The sequence below is a fragment of the Hymenobacter sp. genome (assembly GCF_035709525.1).
GTDB lineage: Bacteria > Bacteroidota > Bacteroidia > Cytophagales > Hymenobacteraceae > Hymenobacter.
On record NZ_DASTEP010000084.1, the window covers coordinates 22,146 to 40,156 of the forward strand.

Sequence of the window (18,011 nt, forward strand, 5' to 3'; positions counted from 1 at the left end):
AAAGGCTAGTAGCCTAGCGGTCTTTCATCATGGCCAGCGGGTCCGAAACCTGTACTTTGAAGTACTGCATGGCGATAAGCGAAGTGATAACGCCCGTCATGGTGCCCAGCAGCACGATAGCTAGGAAAGCGATGATGGTCGACAGTTCGAAACCAAATACGTTTTGCACCTGCGTCAAATCGAGCTTGCCAGGGAAAACGGCTTCCAGCAAGATGAAGAACAAGCCCAGGATAATCGAAGCCGTGAGCGCCGCTACGATGCCGGTGCCGTAGCCGCCGAGGTAGGGCATATGGTCGCCACGCACCTGGCGGAAGTGCCGGATGGCCAGCACCGTACCGGCTATCAGAAACACGATGTCGAGCGTGCCGGCCGTGATGTCCTGGAAGAAGCCAGCCAGCACGGCAATCAAGGTATAAATGCAGAGCACAGTAGCCGTGAGCAGGCCGTAGCGAAAGCCGTTGCGCTCGGCGGTGAGGGTAGCGGTCGAGCCCGTGGGGGCAGCCAGCGAATGAGTAGCCATAAAAAAGGAAAACGAGGACGTGGAGGTGAGAAACTGAGGGGCGGCCCCCTATGCGGCGGCCTGGGGGTTATACTGCATTTGCGGCGCGGGTGTTGTGCTGGCGGCACAAATTGGCGCAGCGGCTTGTTGAGAAAACGCGGGCGCGGGGCACGTGCTTATATAAGTGAGGCACGGCCGTATTTTTGCCCGGCTATCAGTAGTTTTTATTCTGGCATAGATGATTTCGACCTCCAACGTGAGCTTGCGCTACGGCAAGCGGGTTTTATTTGAAGACGTGACGGTGAAGTTTTTGCCCGGCAACGTGTACGGCCTCATCGGGGCCAACGGGGCGGGCAAATCCACCTTTTTGAAAATCCTGTCGGGCGAGATTGAGCCCAACACCGGCTCGGTAGAAATGCCGGCCGGCCAGCGCCTGGCCGTGCTCAAGCAAAACCAGTTTGCCTACGACGACCAGGAAGTGCTGAAAACCGTCATCCAGGGCCACCAGAAGCTGGCCGACGTGATGCGCGAAAAAGACGCCCTCTACGCCAAGTACGACGCGGGCACCGCCACCGATGCCGACGGCGAGCGCCTGGGCGTGCTCGAAGGCGAGTTTGCCGACATGGAGGGCTGGGATGCCGAATACAAGGCCGCCGAGCTACTCTCGGGCTTGGGCATCACCGAAGACAAGCACTACTCGCTGATGGCCGACCTCGGGGCCAGCGAAAAAGTGCGCGTGCTGCTCGCGCAGGCGCTTTTCGGCAACCCCGACGTGCTGCTGCTCGACGAACCGACCAACAACCTCGACGCCGAGAGCGTGCTGTGGCTGGAAAACTTCCTCGATAATTTCGAGAACACCGTGATTGTGGTGAGCCACGACCGCCACTTCCTCGACGCCGTGTGCAACTACATGGCCGACCTGGATTTCTCGAAAATCACGATGTACCCCGGCAACTACTCGTTCTGGTACGAGAGCAGCCAACTGGCTCTGCGCCAGCGCCAGGAGGTAAATAAGAAGACCGAAGACAAGCGCAAAGAGCTCGAAGAATTCGTGCGCCGCTTCTCGGCCAACGCCTCGAAATCGAAGCAGGCCACCAGCCGCCAGAAGCTGCTGCAAAAGCTGACGCTGGAAGAAATCAAGCCCTCGTCGCGCCGCTACCCCTACATCGCCTTCAAGCCCGAGCGCGAAGCCGGCAACCAGCTGCTGACGGTAGAAGGTATCAACAAGACCGTGGACGGCCAGTCGGTGCTGAAAAACGTGAGCTTCACGCTCGACAAGGGCGACAAGGTAGCCATCGTGGGGCGCGACGACCGGGCGGCATCACTACTGTTCGACATCATTTTTGGCGAAGAGAAGGCCGACAAAGGCACCTACAGCTGGGGCACAACCATCACGCCGAGCTACTTCCCGAAGGAAAACAGCGCCTTTTTCCAGGCCGACAACATGAACCTCGTGGACTGGCTGCGCCAGTACTCAGTAGAGAAAGATGAGAGCTTTGTGCGCGGCTGGCTGGGCCGGATGCTGTTTTCGGGCGAGGAAAGCCAGAAGAAGCCTAACGTGCTGAGTGGTGGCGAGAAAGTGCGCTGCATGCTGAGCAAAATGATGCTCGAAAGCGGCAACGTGCTGGTATTGGACGACCCCACGAACCATTTGGATTTGGAAAGCATTCAGGCTCTTAACAACGGCTTGAAGGACTTTACGGGCTCGCTTATCTTCGCCTCGCACGACTTGCAGTTTATCGACACGGTAGCCAACCGCATCATCGAGCTCACGCCCGATGGCATCATCGACCGCCGCATGAACTACGAGGAGTACCTGGCCGACGAAACCCTGAAAGCGCAGCGCCAGAAGATGTACCAGCTGGCGTAGTGGAGTTTTGAATTATGAGTTATAAGTTTTGAGTTGAATCCTCAGCTTCTACCTCTGCATTTTTAACTCAAAACTTATAACTCAAAACTCATAACTCTACAGATGAAGCGTTTGCTTTTTCCGTCGCTGCTCGGTGCGGTGGCGCTGCTGGCCCCCGGCCGCAGCCTGGCCCAGGACAAACCCGTGCTGAATACGGCCCCCATCGTGGTGCCCGCCCCGGTAACGCCTACCCCGGTGCCTGTGCCCGTGCAGCCGACCACGCCCACCGAAACGCCCACGACGCCAGCCACTACCACCCCGCCCGCCAACAACCTGCCCACGCCGGACGTGTACAGCCCCTCGGGCTTCGAGCTGCCCGAGCGCGAGCAGAAGCGCAAGGCCTTGCAGCAGCACGCCGAGCAATACACCAAGATGTTTGTGTATTCAGGTATCGGGCTGGGCTACAGCTCGTTCTACGGCCTGAGCAACTTCAATTTCAGCATTTCGCCGGCGCTGGGTTACCGCGTTAGCGACCGCTTTTCCATTGGGCCGGGCATCAGCTACGCCTACAACTACTACGGGGCCGACAACGGCCGCGGCGGCACTTCCAGCTTCAATACCAGTAGCTTTGGCGTGAAAGGCTTCGCGCAGCTCATGGTCATCGACCAGTTTTTTGTGCACGCCGAATACGAAGTAACGCGCGCCGAATTTTTGGCCGTTGACAATTTTGGCTACCTGACCGGTGGCAAGGTGTCGCGCTCGGTGCAAACGCCGCTGCTCGGCGCGGGCTACCGCTCGCAAATCAGCAACCGGGCCGCGGCTGACATCGTGCTGCTTTATAACTTTCAGGACAACTACAACAGCATTTACCCGAACCCTGTCATTCGGTTTAATTTCCTGTTCAACATCGGGCACTAGGCCCACCTGGCCAGCCATGCAAAAGGCCTCGCTACCCATTGGTAGCGAGGCCTTTTCGATTAGTAGGAAGCGGAAGCCCGAAAGCTACACCGGCCGGCGACCGCTAATAACGCGCAGCAGCACGGCGATAATTGCGATTACCAGTAGAATGTGAATCAGGCTATTGCCGGCCAGGCCGCCAACGATGCCGAAGAAGCCGAGTGCCCAGATGATGACGAGGACTACGGCTATGAGATACAGTAGGTTACCCATGAGTGAAAGGGAGCGTGTGTTGGATAGAAGAGGAAATCCCGGCGCATTACCGCCAAGTTGGATTGTTTTACGGCGCACTAAAAAAAAGGATGAAGTTCCCGTAAAAAATTTCGCTCGTCCCGGCGGCTCTGGCAGCAGTCAGTAGCTTTGCAGGGTTTTAACGCGGGTTTTCCGCCTCTCTTTTTTCTCTTCCCACCCATGCAAGTTGCCGTTATCGGTTCGGGTACTATGGGCAATGGCATTGCCCACGTGTTTGCCCAGCACGGCTTCGCCGTGTCGCTCATCGACCTCAACCAGCCCGCCCTCGACCGGGGCATGGCTACCATCACCAAAAACCTCGACCGCCAGGTAGCCAAAGCCACCTTGAGCGAAGACGATAAAACGGCCACCCTGGGCCGCCTGCGCACCTTCACGAGCATCGCGGAGGGCGTGGCCGGGGCCGAGCTGGTGGTAGAGGCCGCCACCGAAAACGTGGACCTCAAGCTCCAGATTTTCCGCGACCTCGACCAGTACGCGCCCGCCGGGGCCATCCTGGCCAGCAATACGTCGTCGATTTCGATTACCAAAATCGCGGCGGCTACCAAGCGCCCGGCCCAGGTTATCGGCATGCACTTCATGAATCCCGTGCCGGTGATGAAGCTGGTGGAAGTTATTCGCGGCTACGCTACTTCCAATGAGGTGACGCAGCGCGTCATGGACCTCTCGCGGCAGCTTGGCAAGACGCCCACCGAGGTCAACGACTACCCCGGCTTTGTGGCCAACCGCATCCTGATGCCGATGATTAACGAGGCCATTATCAGCCTGTTCGAGGGCGTAGCCGGCGTGGAGGAAATCGACACCGTGATGAAGCTCGGCATGGCCCACCCGATGGGCCCGCTCCAGCTGGCCGATTTTATCGGCCTCGACGTGTGCCTGGCCATCCTGCGCGTGCTGCACGACGGCCTCGGCAACCCCAAATACGCGCCCTGCCCGCTGCTGGTGAACATGGTAACGGCCGGCCGCCTGGGCGTGAAGTCGGGCGAGGGCTTCTACCAGTACACGGCTGGCTCAAAGGAGCTGGTAGTAGCGGCGCGATTTCGGAAGTAGCGTAAGCTTTAGCTTGCGAGCGAGCGCAGCGAGCAGGGCGTAAGCAGACGTAAGCCCACGCAGATGCTCGCTTGCAAGCTAAAGCTTACGCTACACGCGGCCGAACGGTATTGCCCAGTTTTGCGTTAATCTAACACGCCGATACAACATCAGCGTCAGCAAAAAATCAGCGCAAAACCTGCGATATTTTATGGAACATGCAACTTTCGGGGCCGGCTGCTTTTGGTGCGTCGAGGCCGTTTTTCAAAATCTTAAAGGGGTCGAGAAAGTGGTTTCCGGCTACGCCGGGGGCCGCATCAAAAACCCTACGTACCGCGAGGTGTGCAGCGGCATGACGGGCCACGCCGAGGTGATTGACATCACCTTCGACCCGGCTATTATCAGCTACGAAGAACTGCTCGAAATTTTCTTTAAAACCCACGACCCCACGACCCTCAACCGCCAGGGCAACGACACGGGCACGCAGTACCGTTCGGTTATCTATTACAACAGCGAGGAACAGCACCAGCTGGCCGAGCAGTGGAAGAAAACCCTGAACGATAAGCACGCCTTCCCGAACCCTATCGTGACGGAAATTACCGCCGCGCCCGAGTTTTACCCCGCCGAGGACTACCACCAGAACTACTTTAACCTGCACGGCCACGAGCCTTATTGCCAGTTTGTGGCCAAGCCGAAGGTAGATAAGGTAAAGGCGCTATTTGGCGAAAAATTGAGGTCGGTAGCGGCGTAAAGACTAATAGGCAAAAAATTGAAAGGGCCGTCAGCTATAAGCTGACGGCCCTTTTTTACGCCTGCAATTTCGATAATCGTAGTTGCGATTATATACCCTGCGGACTACCTTCAATTATCAGGGAAAGAAGCAGGTAGCACGAAATTTCCTACCGCTGTACTGTCGCCACCATTACCTCCCTTCCTGACCTCAATTTCTAGCTGACCACTTTGATTTAGGCGGCGGCGAAGGCCGATTTGGGAGCCGCTGACATGAGGAATTTCATAAACCTTCACTCGCTTATCCCAAATCCAACCATTACGCACATAGTAAATTTCTGCCCAGTCGTAGCCGTCCAAAAATCCTTCGCCATGGTTTGAGGTTTCGACAGCTAAATAGGTTTGGTCATCAACCGAAACCACCGTAGAATACTGGCCGTGGCTGTTATGCAGGGATACTATGAGTATCACAATGAACAGTACAAATAAGGCAATTGCCCCGGCAATAGCGACACCAGCGTACCACAGGCAACCGCGCTTGGCACGGACTGGTGTCGAGAGTGGCTCCATGTTGAGAATAATTAGCTACCTAAACTGACACATTGTGCTCGCGCAGCGCGTCATTCAAGCTGGTTTTCAAATCGGTACTAGGCTTGCGCTGGCCAATGATGAGGGCGCAGGGCACCTGGTAGTCGCCGGCCGGGAAGCTCTTGGTGATGGAGCCCGGAATGACGACCGAGCGGGGCGGCACGTAGCCTTTGTATTCCTTGGGCTCGGCGCCGGTGACATCGATGATTTTGGTGCTGCCCGTGATGGTGACGCCCGCGCCGATAACGGCCTCTTTGCCAATGCGGCAACCTTCGACCAAAATGCTGCGCGAGCCGATGAACGCGCCATCTTCGATAATAACCGGGGCCGCCTGCACGGGCTCGAGCACGCCGCCGAGGCCCACGCCGCCGCTCAGGTGCACGCCCTTACCGACCTGGGCGCAGCTGCCTACGGTGGCCCAGGTGTCGACCATCGTGCCCTCGCCCACGTAGGCGCCGATGTTGGTGTAGCTCGGCATCAGGATGACGCCGGGGGCCAGGTAGGCACCGTAGCGGGCCACGGCGGGCGGCACCACGCGCACTTTTTGGGTGGCGTAGTCGCTTTTGAGGGCCATTTTGTCGTGGTACTCGAAGGGGCCGACTTCCTGGGTTTCCATCTTGCGGATGGGGAAGTAGAGAATCACGGCCTTCTTCACCCACTCGTTGATAGTCCATTCGCCGCCTTCTTCGGTGGGCGGCTCGGCTACGCGCAGCTTGCCTTTGTCGAGGTCTTCGATGACGTGCTCAATGGCGGTTTGGGTGTCGGGCTGGTCGAGCAGGGTGCGGTCGTCCCAGGCGGCTTCGATGGCCTCTTGGGCGGCGTAGCGGTCGAGAACGGGGCTGTGGTGGCTGGTGGTATCCATTTAAAAGAAGTGGTAAAACTGGGCGCAAAAGTACGGTTAGGCGCAGGTTAAAGCGGCTTCGGTTGGCATTGTTCTGTCATGCTGAGCGCAGCGAAGCATCTCTGCCGCATCGTTGTTAGCCATACAACGGTGCGGTAGAGATGCTTCGCTGCGCTCAGCATGACAATCGTGTTTCTCGCCGACTACCCTACTTCGCTTTCGACACTGAAAATGGCGCGTCGGCCGCCTGCGTCCCGCGCGCCTTGGTCGGCGCGGCAGACATCTCGAAATTCAGCGTCGCACCTTTCAGCAATTCGGCGTGGCTGAGCCAGTTGTGCGCGTAGGGCCGGCCGTTCATAGTCAGGTTGTTGATGTAGCGGTTGGCGGCGCTGTTGGCGGGTGCGTTCAGCACCACGTCGTGGCCGCCGGGCAGGTGCAGGGTAGCCTTGGGGAAGAGCGGCGCGCCGAGCACGTACTGGTCGCTGGCGGGGCACACGGGGTAGAAGCCCAGGGCCGAAAACACGTACCAAGCCGAGGTTTGGCCGTTGTCTTCGTCGCCGCAGTAGCCGTCGGGCGTGGGGCGGTAGAGGCGGTTGAGCGTTTCGCGCACCCAGTACTGCGCCTTCCAGGGCTGGGCGGCGTAATTATACAGATAGATAACGTGTTGCGCCGGCTGGTTGCCGTGCGCGTACTGCCCCATGTTGGCAATCTGCATCTCCCGAATTTCGTGAATCACGGAGCCGTAGTAGGTATCGTCGAACACGGGCGGCAGGGTAAACAGCGTATCGAGCTTGGCCACGAAGGGCTTCGGCCCGCCCATCAGATTCATCAAGCCCTGCACGTCGTGAAACACCGACCAAGTGTAGTGCCAGCTATTGCCTTCGGTGAAGGCATCGCCCCACTTGAAGGGGTTGAACGGCGTCTGAAACGTGCCGTTCTGGTTGCGTCCGCGCATCATGCCCCACTCCTTATCGAAGAGCTTGCGGTAGTTTTGGCTGCGCTGGGTGTAGAGGTCGATTTCCTTCTTTGGCTTGCCCAACGCCTTGGCTAGCTGCGCGATGGCGAAGTCGTCGTAGGCGTACTCCAGGGTGCGGGCGGCGCTTTCGTTGATTTTAACGTCGTAGGGCACGTAGCCGAGCTTGTTGTAGTACTGCACGCCGGCGCGGCCCACGGCTTCGAGCGGGCCGGCGTTGTTGGCGCCGTGGGTCAGGGCTTCGTAAAGGGTGTTGATGTCGTAGCCGCGCCCGCCTTTGAGGTAGGCCTCGGCCACCACGGAGGCCGAATTGTTGCCCACCATCACGTCGCGGTAGCCGGGGCTGCCCCACTCGGGCAGCCAGCCGCCCTCGCGGTAGTCGTTGGCCAGGCCGGCCTGCATTTTGGCGTTTTCTTCGGGATAGAGCAAATTCAGCAGCGGAAATAGCGCCCGGAACGTATCCCAAAAGCCGGTATCAGTATAGAGGTAGCCGGGCTTTACCTGCCCATTAAACGGGCTGTAGTGCACCGGCTGCCCGCTGGCATCGAGCTCGTAAAACTTGCGCGGAAACAGCAGCGCCCGGTATAGGCACGAGTAGAACGTTTGCCGCTGCTCCTCGCTCCCACCCTCGATTTCGACGCGGCCCAGCGCTTGGTTCCAGGCAGTTTCACCTTGCGCTTTTACCTTGTCAAAGTCATCGCTACCAAGCTCCTGCAAGTTGCGCTCGGCCTGCTCGGCGCTGATGAACGACGAGGCCACGCGGGCGTTTACCTGCTCGCCCTTACGAGTGCGGAAGCCCACGGCGGCCAGCACGTGGGCGGCCGTGAGCTCACTCACGCCCGTGGCCAGCGCCTTGTCATTATACAGCTGCGGATTGGCAAAGGCGTGGTCGAACTCAATGACAAAATAGTTCTTGAAATTGGCCGGTACGCCCCCACTGTTGCGCGTGGTGTAGCCGACGATGCGGTTTTGGGCGGGCAGGATTTTGAGGTACGAGCCCTTATCCAGCGCGTCGATGACGACGTAGGCGCTGTCGGTGCGCGGGAAGGTGAAGCGGAAACGGGCGGCGCGCTCGGTGGGCGTTATCTCGGTGGTGAGGTCGTAGTCAGCCAGATACACGCTGTAGTAGTAGGGCCGCGCCGTTTCGGCCTTGTGCGAAAACCAGCTCGCGCGGGCATCCTCGTCCACCTTTACGCGGCCGGTGCCGGGCATGAGGGCAAACTGCCCGTAGTCGTTCATCCAGGGCGAGGGCTGGTGCGTTTGCTTGAAGCCCCGGATTTTATCGGCGCTGTACTGGTAGGCCCACCCACTGCCCATTTTGCCGGTTTGGGGCATCCAGCAGTTCATGCCCCAGGGCCGGGCGATGGCCGGGTAGGTGTTGCCGTTGGAGAGGCTGGGCTTGGAATCGGTGCCCATGAGCGGATTCACCAAATCGGCCGGGTTTTGGGTGGGCTGGGCCTGGGCGGCCGCGCCGGGCAGCAGGAAAAGCAGCGGCAGCAGCGCCGCGAAGGGGTTTTTCATAAAAGCGCCGCCAGCCGGGAGTGGGCTGGCGGCGCAAATTAGGGGTGCGGACGCGGGGAACCTCACCCCCCGGCCCCCTCTCCTGCGGAGAGGGGGAGCCAACCGCTAACTGTAGTGCTAAGCTCTGCTTGGCGTCACGCTTGGCGAGCGTACCCTAACGCATCACCAAGCTGGAGCTTGGTGCTACTGCGTCAGGCTCCCCCTCTTTTTTGGAGAGGGGGCCGGGGGGTGAGGTTCCGCGTTATTTATCCAGCGATTGCAGCCAGGGCAGCGCGTCGGCCATCATGGGCGTGATACTCGACTGGTGCGTGCCGCCCTGAATGGACGTGAGCGTGACGTTGGTAGCCCCAGCCTTCTGGAAGCTGGCAAGCGTGCTCACCGACGTTTGGTAGAAGACGCTTTCGTCGGCCGTGCCGTGGTAGAGGCGCGTGGGGCTGCGCGGTGCCCAGCCACCGAAGCTGTTGTCGGTGAGCTTTTGCCGCAGCACCGGCTCGCCGCCAGTGGTGCCGAGGGCGGAGTAGAAGGCAGGCGTAAATAGTGCGGCGGGGCTGGTAGTGAGCTGCGGCTCAATGTCGGTGCGGGTTTTGGTGCCATCGAGCAGCGCTGGAATACGGGCGGCGTAGGGTGCCTGGAAGAAGTCGGACATGGGCCGGTTCCAGCCGTAAGTAGCGTTGTAGCCGTACAGGATAAGCGCCAGATACGACGGCGTGGCGTAGTTCTGCACCGCCGCCACGCCGTTGAGCATGCCGTTGAGGTCATAGCCGCCCGCGCCCTCGGCGGCGGCCGTGAGCGTGAGGCCGTGCTGGGCGTTGGTTTCGATTTCCTGCTGCGCGGCCATCGTCACGTAGCCACCTTCGGAGTAGCCCAGCAAAAACAGATTTTTATTGACGGTGATATTCTGCTGCTGTAAGTAATACTTGGCCGCCTTTATCATATCGACTACCGCGCCGGCCGAAGTCGCCTTGTCGTAGTAGGGCTGCGGAACGTTGCCCGACACGCCCAGCCCGATAAAATCGGGAATAACCGTAACAAACCCCGCGCTGGCGAATAGCTCGAATCCCGTGAAGGTACTCGGAAAGTTAGACGGCGACTCGCTCTGCTTGAACGTAGTACCGTGCTGCGCGCTCAGCAGCGCGGGCGCCTTGGGCGTATTGAGCGGCACGCCCAGCAGCCCCGACACCTGGATAAGCTGCCCCTTGTAAGTGGTTTTGTAAACCATCTTGAAGTACGTGGCATCGTACTGAATATGAGAGGCAAATGCGCCAAAGCCCGCTATCGTGGCCAGCGCCTGCGCCTGCGCCTTGGGGATGGTAGTAGCCGCCTGAGCCGATACAAACAGGTCTTGCCCGCTGGGCTGCGTAGGCTGGGGTTCTTCTTCGGAGCGGCAGCCGGCCAGGCTGCTCACTACGAATACGGCCAGCAACAGCCAGCGCGTGGGAGAAAGGGATATTTTCATAGGGAAAAGATACAACAAGAAAAATGGGTGCTTTATGGAAGCCGCTGACGCGGCTACCGGCCAACTACAGTTGAATATTCATACTAATTCTGCTTAAAACAGCCTGAGCCAAACTTCCAACCCAGCCCACGCCGCAACGCCGCCCGGCCGCGCCGGCGGCTATCTTTACGCCCCGGCTACGGCGGCACCGACGGCTACCTTAGCTACCGCGCCGGGGCTACCCGTGCCCGATTCTTCGCTCCGCCTTTCGCCCTCGGTACTGCTAGCGGCTGTCCTCAAGCCCCTGGACGACACCCGCTTGTATGGCAAGTTGGGGCGCACGGTGGCTTCAGCCCTACCCTCGGCCACCGTGTGGGTAGCGGGCCGGCAGGCGGCCGCGCCCGCCGCGCCGGGCAGTATTCGGTTTGTGAGCTTGCTGCGCGGCTCGCGCCTGAGCCTGGGGCGGCTGCTGGCCCAGGCCCGCTACTGGCAACTGCTACGCCGGGCGCAGCCCGCACTGCTGATAGTGGCCGCGCCTGAGCTGCTGCCCCTCACGCTGCTGTGGCAGCGGCTGGGGCGCGGGCGGCAGTTTATCTATGATATTCAGGAAAACTACGCGCTCAATATTCGCAGCCAGGGCGTGTACCCGGCCGCCGTGCGCGGGCTGCTGGCCGCCGGGCTGCGCCGCGTAGAGGCCGCCGCCGCCCGCCGCGCCGCCGCCCTGCTGCTGGCCGAAGCCAGCTACGCCGACGAGCTACCCTTTCTCAAAGCGCTGCCCACCAGCCGCGTGCTACTGCTCGAAAACAAATACCAGCCGCAGCCCGGCGAGGTGCTGCCCCGCGCCGCCCGCCCGCTGCCCGCGCCCACCGCGCCGCTGCGGCTGCTGTTTTCGGGCACTATTTCGGAGCTGAATGGGGTGCGCGAGGCCATCGCGCTAGCCCGGCAGTTGCGGGCTATTTCGGCCTGGCCGGGAGGGGTGCAGCTTATCATTATCGGGTTTTGCCAGCAGCCGGCTTTGCTGGCTGAACTGCGGCAAGTAGCTGCCACGGAGGCCGCCTGGCTCACGCTCATCGGCGGGGCCGAATTGGTGCCCCACGCCCAACTGGTGGCCGAAATCGGGCGCAGCCACCTGGGCTTGCTGCCTTATCGCCCGCACCGTAGCACGGCGCGCTGCCGGCCCACTAAGCTATTCGAGTACCTGGCCCACGGCCTGCCGGTGCTGGTGCCGCCCAACCTATTATGGGCAGGGCTGGTGCGGCAGCACGGGGCCGGGCTGGTCGTTGATTTTGAGCAGCCAGCGGCAGCGGCGGCGCAGGTAGCCGCCGCTTTGCCTACGGCCATTTTTTACCCCAGCGGCCCGCCCACCGAGGCGGTGCTGTGGGTTGGCGAGGGCAAAAAATTAGGGCATTTGCTGGAAAGCCTCTTGCCGGCCGCCACCTTTGTGCCCGCTTAGCGTAGCCCGGAGGAGGTACTTTTGCGACCATTTTACGCCGCTCGTCGTTTGCCCCTCTGGCCCCGGCTGGTGGCCCTTCTCGCCCCTCCCACCCTCCTACTCACTCATTGCCAATGGCTTCTCCTACCACCTTGCGCCGCGCCGAAATTGCGGGCGTGGGCCACTATGTGCCTGACCGCGTTGTTAAAAACGCCGACCTCGAAGAAATGATGGAAACCTCCGACGCCTGGATTCAGGAGCGCACGGGCATTCAGGAGCGGCGCTGGTTTGAGGAAGGCAAAGACACCACGGCCGGCATGGGTGCCGAGGCGTCGCGCCGGGCGCTGGCCATGGCCGGCCTTCAGGCCAACGACGTGCAGCTAATTGTATTTGCTACGCTTTCGCCCGATTACTTCTTTCCGGGCTCGGGCGTGCTCATGCAGCGCGAGCTGGGCATGACCAACAACTGCCCCGCCCTCGACGTGCGCAACCAGTGTTCGGGCTTCATCTACGCCTTGTCGGTAGCCGACCAGTTTATCCGCACCGGCATGTACGACAACGTGCTGGTGGTAGGCTCCGAAATTCACTCCTCGGGCCTCGACAAAAGCACGCGCGGCCGGGCGGTTTCGGTCATTTTTGGCGACGGCGCGGGCGCGGTGGTGCTGCGTCCGGCCTCGCGCGAGGGCCACGGCATCCTGAGCACGCACCTGCACGCGCAAGGCGAGTTTGCCGAGGAATTAATTGTAAAAGAGCCCGGTGCCAACCGTGAAAACCGCACCGATTTTGTGGCCGAAAACCGCGAAGGCATGTACCCCTACATGAACGGCCAAAACGTGTTTAAGCACGCCGTGGTGCGCTTTCCGCAGGTGATAAAGGAAGCGCTCGACCAAAACGGCCACCAGCCCCAGGACATTGACCTGCTCATTCCGCACCAGGCCAACCTGCGCATCACGCAGTACGTGCAGCAGAAAATGGGTTTGCCCGACGAGAAGGTTTTCAGCAACATCCAGCGCTACGGCAACACTACCGCCGCCAGCATACCCATCGCCCTGAGTGAGGCCGTGCGGGAAGGCCGCGTGCAGCGCGGCGACTTAGTATGCCTGGCCGCCTTCGGCTCTGGCTTTACGTGGGCCTCGGCGCTGATTAAATGGTAGTTATATTTAACATTTATCAATTAACATTTAACAACCTGTTTAGTCCACTTTGCCCTCTGCTCCGACGATACACAATCGGCGAGCTGTTAAATGATAAATGTTAATTGTTAAATGACAATTACTGAAGAAAATTATTTAAAAGCCATTTATAAACTGGCCGAAGCCGAGCCGGGGCAGGACGTGAGCACGAACCGCATCGCGGCGGCGCTCACAACCCGCGCGGCCTCGGTAACGGACATGCTGCGCCGCCTGGCCGAGAAGGAACTGTTGCGCTACGAGAAGTACCGGGGCGTGCAGCTCACGGCCGAGGGCCGGCGGCTGGCGCTGCTCACGGTGCGCAAGCATCGGCTGTGGGAGGTGTTTCTGGTGCAGCAGCTGGGCTTCAATTGGGATGAGGTGCACGAGGTGGCCGAGGAGCTGGAGCATGTGCAGTCGCCGCTATTGATGCAGCGCCTCGATGAGTTTCTGGGCTTCCCGACCTTCGACCCGCATGGCGACCCCATTCCGGCCGCCGATGGCGCGGTGCGCCGCCCCACCCACCGCCTGCTCGCCGACCTGGCCGTGGGCGAGCGCGGCACGCTGGCGGCCGTGAAAGACACCTCCGCGCCCTTCCTGCAATACCTCGACAAAGTGGGCCTGGCGCTGGGCGCACAGCTTAAAGTGCTGGACAAGGTCAGCTTTGATAACTCACTAGAGCTGCGCGTAAACCGCGAGCGCACGGTGCTGATTTCGGCCGAAGTCGGGCGCAATTTGTTTGTAACGTGAATAGCGGCTGGCCGCCGTTTAGCGCGTAGCGCGTAACGGCAGGCCGACGAGTGGGGCGAGTCTCCAGACTCGCGCAGCCAGGCCCGGACGACGCGGGTTTGGAAACCCGCCCCACTCGTCGGCCTGCCGTTACGCGCTGCGCGCTAAACGGCGGCCAACACGCTGCCCCGCCCGCCTACAAAATTCAATCAATCCGATTAATCCGTGGTTCTGACCGATACGATAGTAGCCCTTTCCACGCCGCCCGGCGCGGGCGCACTGGCCGTGGTGCGCCTTTCCGGCCCCGAGGCCGTGGCCATTACCCAGGCGCTTTTCTCGAAGAAAAACCTGGCCGCTCAGCCCGGCCACACGCTGCACTATGGCACCCTGCGCGACCCCGCCAGCGGCCTGATTCTGGATGAGGTAGTGGCCGCGCTCTACCGCGCCCCGCGCTCCTACACCCGCGAAGACGTGGTAGAGATTTCCGGCCACGGCTCCGATTTTATCGTGCGGCAGGTTCTGGCGGCGCTCTTGCGCCAGGGTGCCCGCCTGGCCGAAGCCGGCGAGTTTACCAAACGCGCTTTCCTCAATGGCGCGCTCGACCTGGCCCAGGCCGAGGCCGTGGCTGACCTCATCGCGGCAGACTCGGCGCTTTCGCACCAAGTAGCGTTGAACCAGTTGCGCGGCGGCTTCTCGGACGAGCTGCGCGACCTGCGCGGGCAGCTTATCAAGTTTGCCGCGCTATTGGAATTGGAACTGGATTTTGGCGAGGAGGATGTAGAATTTGCCGACCGCACCGGCCTCACGCGGCTGCTCACGGAAGTGCAGGGCGTAGTCAATGGCCTGCTACGTTCGTTTGAGCTGGGCAACGTTATTAAGAACGGCATCACAACCGTCATCGCGGGGCGGCCCAATGCGGGCAAGTCCACGCTGCTCAACGCGCTGCTGCGCGAGGAGCGCGCCATTGTGTCGGCCATCCCGGGCACTACCCGCGATTTTATTGAGGATGAAGTGAGTATCGACGGCCTGCGCTTCCGCTTCGTGGACACGGCCGGCCTGCGCGACAACCCCGCCGACGAGGTCGAAGCCATCGGCGTGCAGCGCACGCGCCAGCGCATTGCGCAAGCGGCGCTGCTACTCTACCTCTTCGACCTGACTACTCTGACGCCTGCCGAGGTGCAGGCCGACCTAGCCGAGTTCACCGCCGCGCACCCCAAGCTGCCCGTGCTGCTGGTCGGCAACAAGCAGGACGCCGCCACGCCCGAGCAGTTGACCGCGTTTGCTCAACTCAAAACTCAAAACTTAGAACTTAAGACTATTTCTGCCGGCCAGCGCCAAGGGCTGGAGGAGCTGCAAGAAGTCCTTTTGGCACAGGTGCGCGGCGCGGGCCTGGCCACGAGCGGCACCGCCACCATCGTCACCAACGTGCGCCACGCGCGCGCCCTGGAGGCCGCCGCCGGGCACCTGGCCGCTGTGCAGCAGGGCCTGGCCACTGGGCGCGGCACCGAATTGCTGGCCGCCGACCTGCGCCACGCCCTCGGCGCGCTGGGCGAAATCACGGGCGACATCTCGACCGACGACCTGCTGACGAGCATTTTCACCCAGTTTTGCATCGGCAAGTAAGGCGCTCTGCTTCAAGTAAAGCTGCGATTTAGCGCAAACGTTATCGGCGGGGCTTGCGGCTTATTTTTAGCTGGTTATAGAAACCTAAAGCCGGCCCCAATGGTAATGAGTAGGTACGCTACCGGCTAAAAAGCTTCCCGGCTTACAGGCTAGGCCTTAGCTTAGCGCCCAGAAAATTCCCTGACTTACTCCACCCACTCTTCTTCTAGTACAATGGCAGAAACTGCTGAACTCACCCTCGACGGCAAGACCATCAGCTTGCCGGTTATCGAAGGCACCGAGCACGAAAAGGCATTTGATATTGGCAAGCTGCGCGACCAGACTGGCTTTGTTACCTACGACCCAGGCTATAAGAACACCGGCGCCACCAAAAGCGCCATCACGTTTCTCGACGGCGAGGAAGGCATTCTGCGCTACCGCGGCTACCCCATCGAGCAGCTGGCCGAAAAATCGACTTTCCTCGAAGTAGCTTACCTACTGATTTACGGCGAGTTGCCCACGCAGGCCGAGTTCGATGCGTTCAGCTACGAGATTACCCAGCACTCGCTGGTGCACGAGGATATCCGCAAGATTCTCGACGGCTTCCCGTCGTCGGCCCACCCGATGGGCATTCTGGCGTCTATCGTGTGTTCGCTCACCGCCTTCTACCCCAAGAGCATCGCGCCCGAGCTGAGCAAGGAAGAGCTGAACCTCAACATTGTGCGCCTCATCGCCAAGCTGCCCACCATCGCGGCCTGGAGCTACAAGAACTCGGTGGGCCACCCCTACGTGTACCCGCGCAACGAGCTCGACTACACGTCGAACTTCTTGTACATGATGTTCAGCTACCCCACCGAGCAGTACCAGCACAACCCGGTGATAGTGAGCGCGCTGAACAAGCTGCTCATCCTGCACGCCGACCACGAGCAAAACTGCTCGACCAGCACCGTGCGCCTCGTGGGCTCGGCCAATGCCAGCCTCTACGGCTCGGTATCGGCGGGCGTGAACGCGCTGTGGGGCCCCCTGCATGGCGGCGCCAACCAGGAGGTTATCGAAATGCTCGAAGCCATTGAGGCCGACGGCGGCGATACCAGCAAGTTTATCGCCAAGGCCAAGGACAAGAACGACTCGTTCCGCCTCATGGGCTTCGGCCACCGCGTTTACAAGAACTTCGACCCCCGCGCCAAAATCATCAAAAAGGCCGCCGACGAGGTGCTGCAAGCCTTGGGCAAGCAAGGCAGCCCGCTGCTGAAAATCGCGCAGGAATTAGAGCAGGCCGCCCTCACCGACCAGTACTTCATCGACCGCAAGCTGTACCCGAACGTGGACTTCTACTCGGGCATCATCTACAAGGCGCTCGGCATCCCCACCGAGATGTTCACCGTGATGTTTGCCCTGGGCCGCCTCCCCGGCTGGATTGCCCAGTGGAAAGAGCTGCGCGAAAACAAAGAGCCCATCGGCCGCCCCCGCCAGGTTTACGTGGGTGCCACCGAGCGCGACTACAAGCCGATGGCCGAGCGCGCGTAAGCTACTTATCGACCAGATTAATAAAACAGCCCACCTTTTGGTGGGCTGTTTTTGTGTTAGGACTGTCTTACTCCGGCAGTTCCCGCTTGAGCGTGATAAGCAAGCCGGTGGTAGTGCCAGCAGCAGTTATGGGCGCGGTTGTTACAACCTCCCAGCCCAGGCTACCTAGCTGGTTGAGTTGTTCGTTGAGCTGCTTGTAGTCTAGGCCTTTAAAAAAGCGGCTTTCCGTTTCCAGCAAGTGGTATTCAAATTTTTTCATGAGCAGATTCTTTTAGTTGCCACCGACGCAGCTTCATCGCCGGTAGCCAAAATATATTACAGCCGATGCGCCGTGAACGAGGCGCGCAAATGCTGATAAGCTACGCGCTGGCCGGGGTCGAGCAGGTTGCTGAGGGCCTGCTCGTAGCGGCGCTGCAAGGGCGCCAGCTGCTCATCGCGCTCGGCGGCAGGCGCATTGGCCAGCTTCAGCTCAAACTCCAGCTGGCGGCGTTGCTCAAGGTAGTTGAGGTGCAGCTTCTTGATTTGCACGTACTGGCCTTCGTTGAAGTGGATGCGCTGGGCCAGCGCCTGGGTGAGCGCGGTGGCGTGGATGGCCACCGATTTGGGGTAGCTCTTGGGTTCGTCGCCGGGGCCAGTGGCGGGCGTGGCGCTGGTGAGGCCGGCGGTGAGACAGGCGGCGGCAAGGAGGTTTTTCATGGGATAAAAAGGGTTGGGTTGGAAAAAAATTGGTGACTAGCAAGCGGCTGCCGAGCGGCTAGGCTCGGTGGCCGGGGTAACTGATTCCAAACCTACAGGCTTTTTATTTTTTGCACAAAATCGGCCCAACCTAGTATTTTTTTAATCCGCATATTTTTCCCTTAAATTACAATAGCCTCATTACAA

At 60.4% G+C, this 18,011-nt stretch carries 17 protein-coding genes; 9 read left to right on the forward strand and 8 right to left on the reverse strand.

Features of this window, described 5'->3' with window-relative positions:
• Positions 1 to 13 precede the first annotated feature (13 nt).
• On the reverse strand, positions 14 to 520 hold the full coding sequence (locus VFO93_RS07310) for a hypothetical protein (RefSeq protein WP_325133696.1): 507 nt from the start codon (positions 518 to 520) through the stop codon (positions 14 to 16).
• A gap of 217 nt (positions 521 to 737) precedes the next feature.
• Here VFO93_RS07310 and VFO93_RS07315 point away from each other — a divergent pair, with 217 nt between their 5' ends.
• Entirely contained in the window at positions 738 to 2,369 is a 1,632-nt protein-coding gene (locus VFO93_RS07315) for an ABC-F family ATP-binding cassette domain-containing protein (RefSeq protein WP_325133697.1), read from the forward strand.
• Between the two features lie 102 nt (positions 2,370 to 2,471).
• Complete coding sequence (locus VFO93_RS07320; protein ID WP_325133698.1) at positions 2,472 to 3,266, forward strand: hypothetical protein; 795 nt, start codon at positions 2,472 to 2,474, stop codon at positions 3,264 to 3,266.
• An 84-nt stretch (positions 3,267 to 3,350) separates the two neighbouring features.
• Here the strand turns inward: VFO93_RS07320 and VFO93_RS07325 are convergent, their stop codons facing one another.
• Complete coding sequence (locus VFO93_RS07325; RefSeq protein WP_325133699.1) at positions 3,351 to 3,518, reverse strand: lmo0937 family membrane protein; 168 nt, start codon at positions 3,516 to 3,518, stop codon at positions 3,351 to 3,353.
• A 198-nt stretch (positions 3,519 to 3,716) separates the two neighbouring features.
• Between VFO93_RS07325 and VFO93_RS07330 the strand changes: the two genes are divergently transcribed.
• Both VFO93_RS07330 and msrA read left to right on the forward strand, forming a co-directional pair.
• Positions 3,717 to 4,604, forward strand: a complete 888-nt coding sequence (locus tag VFO93_RS07330) for a 3-hydroxybutyryl-CoA dehydrogenase (protein WP_325133700.1) — start codon at positions 3,717 to 3,719, stop codon at positions 4,602 to 4,604.
• Between the two features lie 190 nt (positions 4,605 to 4,794).
• Positions 4,795 to 5,334, forward strand: a complete 540-nt coding sequence (msrA, locus tag VFO93_RS07335) for a peptide-methionine (S)-S-oxide reductase MsrA (protein ID WP_325133701.1) — start codon at positions 4,795 to 4,797, stop codon at positions 5,332 to 5,334.
• 110 nt (positions 5,335 to 5,444) lie between these two features.
• On the opposite strand, the gene VFO93_RS07340 is transcribed toward msrA, so the two are convergent.
• The 4 genes from VFO93_RS07340 to VFO93_RS07355 all read right to left on the reverse strand — a co-directional run bounded on the left by VFO93_RS07340 (position 5,445) and on the right by VFO93_RS07355 (position 10,691).
• A complete protein-coding gene (locus VFO93_RS07340; RefSeq protein WP_325133702.1) occupies positions 5,445 to 5,882 on the reverse strand; it encodes a hypothetical protein in 438 nt (145 codons plus the stop codon).
• A 19-nt stretch (positions 5,883 to 5,901) separates the two neighbouring features.
• Complete coding sequence (locus tag VFO93_RS07345; RefSeq protein WP_325133703.1) at positions 5,902 to 6,762, reverse strand: 2,3,4,5-tetrahydropyridine-2,6-dicarboxylate N-succinyltransferase; 861 nt, start codon at positions 6,760 to 6,762, stop codon at positions 5,902 to 5,904.
• 187 nt (positions 6,763 to 6,949) lie between these two features.
• Complete coding sequence (locus VFO93_RS07350) at positions 6,950 to 9,235, reverse strand: GH92 family glycosyl hydrolase (protein WP_325133704.1); 2,286 nt, start codon at positions 9,233 to 9,235, stop codon at positions 6,950 to 6,952.
• 241 nt (positions 9,236 to 9,476) lie between these two features.
• On the reverse strand, positions 9,477 to 10,691 hold the full coding sequence (locus tag VFO93_RS07355; protein WP_325133705.1) for an alpha/beta hydrolase: 1,215 nt from the start codon (positions 10,689 to 10,691) through the stop codon (positions 9,477 to 9,479).
• A 223-nt stretch (positions 10,692 to 10,914) separates the two neighbouring features.
• Here VFO93_RS07355 and VFO93_RS07360 point away from each other — a divergent pair, with 223 nt between their 5' ends.
• The 5 genes from VFO93_RS07360 (at position 10,915) to VFO93_RS07380 (ending at position 17,129) form a co-directional block, all read left to right on the forward strand.
• Positions 10,915 to 12,123 carry a glycosyltransferase gene (locus VFO93_RS07360; RefSeq protein WP_325133706.1) on the forward strand — a complete coding sequence of 403 codons (1,209 nt, stop codon included), beginning with the start codon at positions 10,915 to 10,917 and terminating at the stop codon, positions 12,121 to 12,123.
• A gap of 113 nt (positions 12,124 to 12,236) precedes the next feature.
• A complete protein-coding gene (locus tag VFO93_RS07365; protein ID WP_325133707.1) occupies positions 12,237 to 13,256 on the forward strand; it encodes a beta-ketoacyl-ACP synthase III in 1,020 nt (339 codons plus the stop codon).
• A 111-nt stretch (positions 13,257 to 13,367) separates the two neighbouring features.
• The gene (locus VFO93_RS07370; protein WP_325133708.1) at positions 13,368 to 14,021 is read left to right on the forward strand and encodes a metal-dependent transcriptional regulator; all 654 of its coding nucleotides are present in this window, start codon (positions 13,368 to 13,370) and stop codon (positions 14,019 to 14,021) included.
• 204 nt (positions 14,022 to 14,225) lie between these two features.
• Positions 14,226 to 15,623 carry a tRNA uridine-5-carboxymethylaminomethyl(34) synthesis GTPase MnmE gene (mnmE, locus tag VFO93_RS07375; RefSeq protein ID WP_325133709.1) on the forward strand — a complete coding sequence of 466 codons (1,398 nt, stop codon included), beginning with the start codon at positions 14,226 to 14,228 and terminating at the stop codon, positions 15,621 to 15,623.
• A gap of 213 nt (positions 15,624 to 15,836) precedes the next feature.
• The gene (locus VFO93_RS07380; protein ID WP_325133710.1) at positions 15,837 to 17,129 is read left to right on the forward strand and encodes a citrate synthase; all 1,293 of its coding nucleotides are present in this window, start codon (positions 15,837 to 15,839) and stop codon (positions 17,127 to 17,129) included.
• A gap of 67 nt (positions 17,130 to 17,196) precedes the next feature.
• Here the strand turns inward: VFO93_RS07380 and VFO93_RS07385 are convergent, their stop codons facing one another.
• Positions 17,197 to 17,388, reverse strand: a complete 192-nt coding sequence (locus VFO93_RS07385; RefSeq protein WP_325133711.1) for a DUF4177 domain-containing protein — start codon at positions 17,386 to 17,388, stop codon at positions 17,197 to 17,199.
• A gap of 56 nt (positions 17,389 to 17,444) precedes the next feature.
• Positions 17,445 to 17,825 (reverse strand): hypothetical protein, encoded by a 381-nt coding sequence (locus VFO93_RS07390; protein WP_325133712.1) that lies wholly within the window; start codon positions 17,823 to 17,825, stop codon positions 17,445 to 17,447.
• Positions 17,826 to 18,011 lie beyond the last annotated feature (186 nt).

What these genes read in the sequence shown, in the direction of transcription:
- VFO93_RS07320 (WP_325133698.1), top strand. Translation starts at nt 2,472, where the DNA reads ATGAAGCGTTTGCTTTTTCCGTCGCTGCTCGGTGCGGTGGCGCTGCTG.
- msrA (WP_325133701.1), top strand. Translation starts at nt 4,795, where the DNA reads ATGGAACATGCAACTTTCGGGGCCGGCTGCTTTTGGTGCGTCGAGGCC.
- VFO93_RS07310 (WP_325133696.1), bottom strand. Translation starts at nt 520, where the DNA reads ATGGCTACTCATTCGCTGGCTGCCCCCACGGGCTCGACCGCTACCCTC.
- VFO93_RS07380 (WP_325133710.1), top strand. Translation starts at nt 15,837, where the DNA reads ATGGCAGAAACTGCTGAACTCACCCTCGACGGCAAGACCATCAGCTTG.
- VFO93_RS07390 (WP_325133712.1), bottom strand. Translation starts at nt 17,825, where the DNA reads ATGAAAAACCTCCTTGCCGCCGCCTGTCTCACCGCCGGCCTCACCAGC.
- VFO93_RS07355 (WP_325133705.1), bottom strand. Translation starts at nt 10,691, where the DNA reads ATGAAAATATCCCTTTCTCCCACGCGCTGGCTGTTGCTGGCCGTATTC.
- VFO93_RS07350 (WP_325133704.1), bottom strand. Translation starts at nt 9,235, where the DNA reads ATGAAAAACCCCTTCGCGGCGCTGCTGCCGCTGCTTTTCCTGCTGCCC.
- VFO93_RS07365 (WP_325133707.1), top strand. Translation starts at nt 12,237, where the DNA reads ATGGCTTCTCCTACCACCTTGCGCCGCGCCGAAATTGCGGGCGTGGGC.
- VFO93_RS07325 (WP_325133699.1), bottom strand. Translation starts at nt 3,518, where the DNA reads ATGGGTAACCTACTGTATCTCATAGCCGTAGTCCTCGTCATCATCTGG.
- VFO93_RS07385 (WP_325133711.1), bottom strand. Translation starts at nt 17,388, where the DNA reads ATGAAAAAATTTGAATACCACTTGCTGGAAACGGAAAGCCGCTTTTTT.
- VFO93_RS07340 (WP_325133702.1), bottom strand. Translation starts at nt 5,882, where the DNA reads ATGGAGCCACTCTCGACACCAGTCCGTGCCAAGCGCGGTTGCCTGTGG.
- VFO93_RS07330 (WP_325133700.1), top strand. Translation starts at nt 3,717, where the DNA reads ATGCAAGTTGCCGTTATCGGTTCGGGTACTATGGGCAATGGCATTGCC.
- VFO93_RS07345 (WP_325133703.1), bottom strand. Translation starts at nt 6,762, where the DNA reads ATGGATACCACCAGCCACCACAGCCCCGTTCTCGACCGCTACGCCGCC.
- VFO93_RS07370 (WP_325133708.1), top strand. Translation starts at nt 13,368, where the DNA reads ATGACAATTACTGAAGAAAATTATTTAAAAGCCATTTATAAACTGGCC.
- VFO93_RS07315 (WP_325133697.1), top strand. Translation starts at nt 738, where the DNA reads ATGATTTCGACCTCCAACGTGAGCTTGCGCTACGGCAAGCGGGTTTTA.